At 57.9% G+C, this 3,205-nt stretch carries 5 protein-coding genes; 2 read left to right on the plus strand and 3 right to left on the minus strand.

What is annotated here, in order from left to right; translation table 11 throughout:
• Positions 1–59 precede the first annotated feature (59 nt).
• Positions 60–815: a hypothetical protein gene (locus HT737_RS08680; RefSeq protein WP_182402240.1), complete on the minus strand. Its 756-nt coding sequence runs from the start codon at positions 813–815 to the stop codon at positions 60–62.
• 342 nt (positions 816–1,157) lie between these two features.
• On the opposite strand from HT737_RS08680, the gene HT737_RS08685 reads away from it, so the two are divergent.
• Together HT737_RS08685 and HT737_RS08690 are read left to right on the plus strand one after the other, a co-directional pair.
• Positions 1,158–1,433 carry a hypothetical protein gene (locus tag HT737_RS08685; protein WP_086791830.1) on the plus strand — a complete coding sequence of 92 codons (276 nt, stop codon included), beginning with the start codon at positions 1,158–1,160 and terminating at the stop codon, positions 1,431–1,433.
• A 252-nt stretch (positions 1,434–1,685) separates the two neighbouring features.
• Positions 1,686–2,315, plus strand: coding sequence for a flavin reductase family protein (locus tag HT737_RS08690; RefSeq protein ID WP_047296117.1), 630 nt, complete (start codon positions 1,686–1,688; stop codon positions 2,313–2,315).
• A 6-nt stretch (positions 2,316–2,321) separates the two neighbouring features.
• Here the strand turns inward: HT737_RS08690 and HT737_RS08695 are convergent, their stop codons facing one another.
• Positions 2,322–2,564, minus strand: coding sequence for a hypothetical protein (locus HT737_RS08695; RefSeq protein WP_047296118.1), 243 nt, complete (start codon positions 2,562–2,564; stop codon positions 2,322–2,324).
• Between the two features lie 43 nt (positions 2,565–2,607).
• On the minus strand, positions 2,608–2,961 hold the full coding sequence (locus tag HT737_RS08700; RefSeq protein WP_027612495.1) for an antibiotic biosynthesis monooxygenase family protein: 354 nt from the start codon (positions 2,959–2,961) through the stop codon (positions 2,608–2,610).
• Between the last annotated feature and the right edge of the window lie 244 nt (positions 2,962–3,205).

Genomic DNA, 3,205 nt, shown 5'->3' on the forward strand with positions numbered 1-3,205 from the left:
AAACGCATTCCCTTTGTAGGAGCTGCCGGAGGCTGCGATCTTTTCGCTTCAACCGATTATCAAGTCAACTCGGCCACCGGCGGCTTGCCATAACGTTTCTGCGCATACGACGCGCCGGCAATCATCACCAGCAGAATCCCCGCCAGCACCGCCGACGAGCCGATGGTGCCGAAGTCCAGGCCACCCTTTTCATGGGATTTGGTCATCAGGTCACCCAAGGTCGCACCGAACGGCCGGGTCAGCACGAACGCCACCCAGAACAAGACCACGGTCGAAATCCTGGTGAAGTATTTGAGCGCAACCACCACGGCAATGGTCGAGCCGATCAGCAGCGCGCCACCGGCAAAACCCAGGCCCGAATCATCGGCCAGGTAGTCGCCGAGCGCGGTCCCCAGGGTGTTGGAAAACAGAATCGCCATCCAATAGAACATCTCGCCGCGGAAGGTTTGCACCTTGCTGACGTTCAGCGAATCGCCGCTCAGGCGCCAGGCCGCGAAGATCGCCAGCAGAATCGCAATCAGGATCATCGATCCGGTGGCGTAGCCCAGTCCCAGGGTGCGGTCCATGAAGTCGGACATGGTGGTGCCGGCGGTGCTGGTGGAAAGAATCACGATCCAGTACAGCAGCGGCTTGTAGGTCTTGGCCATCAACTGGGTGATCAGGGTCAGCACGAACACGCTGATCAGGATCAGCGAGCTGAGGGCGTAACCGACGTTGAGGGTCATCGACAGCAAATCCCCCGCGGTTTCCCCCAGGGTCGTCGCGCAGATTTTCATGACCCAGAACGCCAGGGTGATTTGAGGCAGTTTATTCATCGCAAGCAAAGCTCCAGTGTGAGACGGCCGGTTCTTGGTTTTCTGGCCGTGGGCAGACTGGCGTTGCGCCGGTGAAAAACCGGTCGGGAATGTATGAAAAATCTGTCACACAGCCCGAAGGAGGCCATTAATTAGCGGTTAATGCATCTCCCGCATCCTGCACCTACCTGATCGATGACCTGCGCGGCGCTCGCTCTGACGACGAAAGCGAATTGAATGCGCCGCCCTTAATATCAAGTTAATCGATTGTTTTTAGCATTTATTTGCGCTTTTTAATCAATTTAGTTGGCGTAGCATTAGATCCAAGCAAGACACATCGCCAACGCATCTGGAGTAACTGACATGAAAACCAAACTGATCCTCGCCCTGACCCTGTCCGTATTGGCCGCCAACACTTTCGCTGCCGATGGTTCGGACAAAACCAAATCGGCCGACTTCATTTCCGGCGCCAGCGCCGCCATCGAAACCAGCCACTCGGGCACTTACGCCGCTGACGGTTTCGATAAAACCAACATCGGCAAAACCGTGGCTGCCGATGGCTTCGACAAGACCGGTACTGCCAACGCCATCGCGGCTGACGGCTTCGATAAAACCGGTACTGCTGCAGCCATCAGCTGAATATCAGCAGCTCTTCCACAGCCCGGCTTCGGCCGGGCTTAGTCATTTCTGAACCATCACATTTTTCTCAAATACATACAGCCCCCCTGTAGGAGCTGCCGAAGGTGCGATCTTTTGATCTTGATCTTGAAAAAAACAAAAGATCGCAGCCTTCGGCAGCTCCTACAGTGGGATCAGCGTCTGGCTGGCAATATGCGGGGCGTCCTTGCACTATGACTGCATCCGAAAAGCAGCCTCAGGAATTCACTCACCATGTCCGATGACATCCACTTCTACGAACCCGCCCACGGCCACGGCCTGCCCCACGATCCGTTCAATGCCATCGTCGGCCCGCGCCCTATCGGCTGGATTTCTTCGCAGGATGCCCACGGCCGGCTAAACCTTGCGCCTTACAGCTTCTTCAACGCGTTCAACTACATTCCGCCGATCATTGGTTTTTCCAGCGTCGGACGCAAAGACAGCCTGAACAACATCGAGCAGACCGGCGAGTTCGCCTGGAACCTCGCCACCCGGCCACTGGCCGAGCAGATGAACCAGAGCTGCGCGATGGTCGCGCCCGAGGTCAACGAGTTTGAATTGGCGGGACTGACGCCGGTGGCGTCGAAGCTGATTGCAGTGCCACGGGTAGCCGAAAGCCCGGTGTCCTTCGAGTGCAAGGTCACGCAGATCATTCAGTTGCAGCGCGCCGATGGCGAAACCGTGCCGAGCTGGCTGATTCTCGGCGAAGTGGTTGCCGTGCATATCGCCAAGTGGCTGTTGAAGGACGGGATCTACGACACCGCCGCGGCAGAACCGATTCTGCGCGGCGGCGGGCCGGCGGATTATTTCCAGTTGGGGCCTGAAGCCCTGTTCAAAATGTGGCGCCCGGGGGCGGGCAAGTAAGCGCAGTTACCAGATCAGCTCGGCGTCATCAGTGACGCCCTGCAGACGTTCCAGCTCCTGGGTCGCCGCGTCATCGGCAGCGATGGCGCCGGGGAACACCTGATCACCCAGCAGTTTATGGAAACGTGGCGCACCGCCATCGACCAGGGCCTTGACCGCGATTGCCGCGTGATAACCCTTATTGCCGCCCAGCTCGACGGGGACGACTGCGGAGACTGCTTCGAAGTGTTCGAACTCTTTACGTGCCATGGCACACATCCTGGCTCAGATGAATAAGCCGGACATTAAACCCTCAACCGGCGAGTTTGTGTATCGGTGCCGGGCATTGTCCGAGCGCCTGCGCCGCCGACACTTCTTTGAAGGTGTGGAAATCCAGGCTGTTGACCACCAGATCCTGAACCAATTCGGCAAAGATCTGCATCGACGGGCTGTTGAAGTACGCGGTCATTGCCTGTTGATGGCTCCAGAAACCGGAGACCAGCCACAGCTCCGGATCGCATTGCGAATGCTGCAGGGCAAAGTTCAGGCAACCGGGGGCGTTGCGTGACGGTTCGATCAAGGCACTGAGGCGTACACCCAGTTCGGCGGAGCGGCCGGCGCGCGCTCGAACGAAGGCCATATGACTGACGGGAATCTGCTTGGACATGTTCAACCCTCCCAGGGAGTCGCGTGGCAGCCGGGGGACGGGCTGCGACAGGATCCAAGGTTAAGGGCCGCGCGCAAGGTGCCGTTAGTCGATTCCTGCCGCCCTGTTGCACAATCCTGCGAGACTGCACAATCGCCCTGCATCGATGGGTAGAAACCTGTCACACCGCTGTCACACCGCTTTTGTGTAGGAGCTGCCGAAGGCTGCGATCTTTTGATTTTGTTTTTAAAAWCAAAAGATCGCA

The organism is Pseudomonas sp. MD195_PC81_125 (assembly GCF_014060985.1).
Classification (GTDB): domain Bacteria; phylum Pseudomonadota; class Gammaproteobacteria; order Pseudomonadales; family Pseudomonadaceae; genus Aquipseudomonas; species Aquipseudomonas parakoreensis.

What these genes read in the sequence shown, in the direction of transcription:
- HT737_RS08680 (WP_182402240.1), bottom strand. Translation starts at nt 815, where the DNA reads ATGAATAAACTGCCTCAAATCACCCTGGCGTTCTGGGTCATGAAAATC.
- HT737_RS08685 (WP_086791830.1), top strand. Translation starts at nt 1,158, where the DNA reads ATGAAAACCAAACTGATCCTCGCCCTGACCCTGTCCGTATTGGCCGCC.
- HT737_RS08690 (WP_047296117.1), top strand. Translation starts at nt 1,686, where the DNA reads ATGTCCGATGACATCCACTTCTACGAACCCGCCCACGGCCACGGCCTG.
- HT737_RS08695 (WP_047296118.1), bottom strand. Translation starts at nt 2,564, where the DNA reads ATGGCACGTAAAGAGTTCGAACACTTCGAAGCAGTCTCCGCAGTCGTC.
- HT737_RS08700 (WP_027612495.1), bottom strand. Translation starts at nt 2,961, where the DNA reads ATGTCCAAGCAGATTCCCGTCAGTCATATGGCCTTCGTTCGAGCGCGC.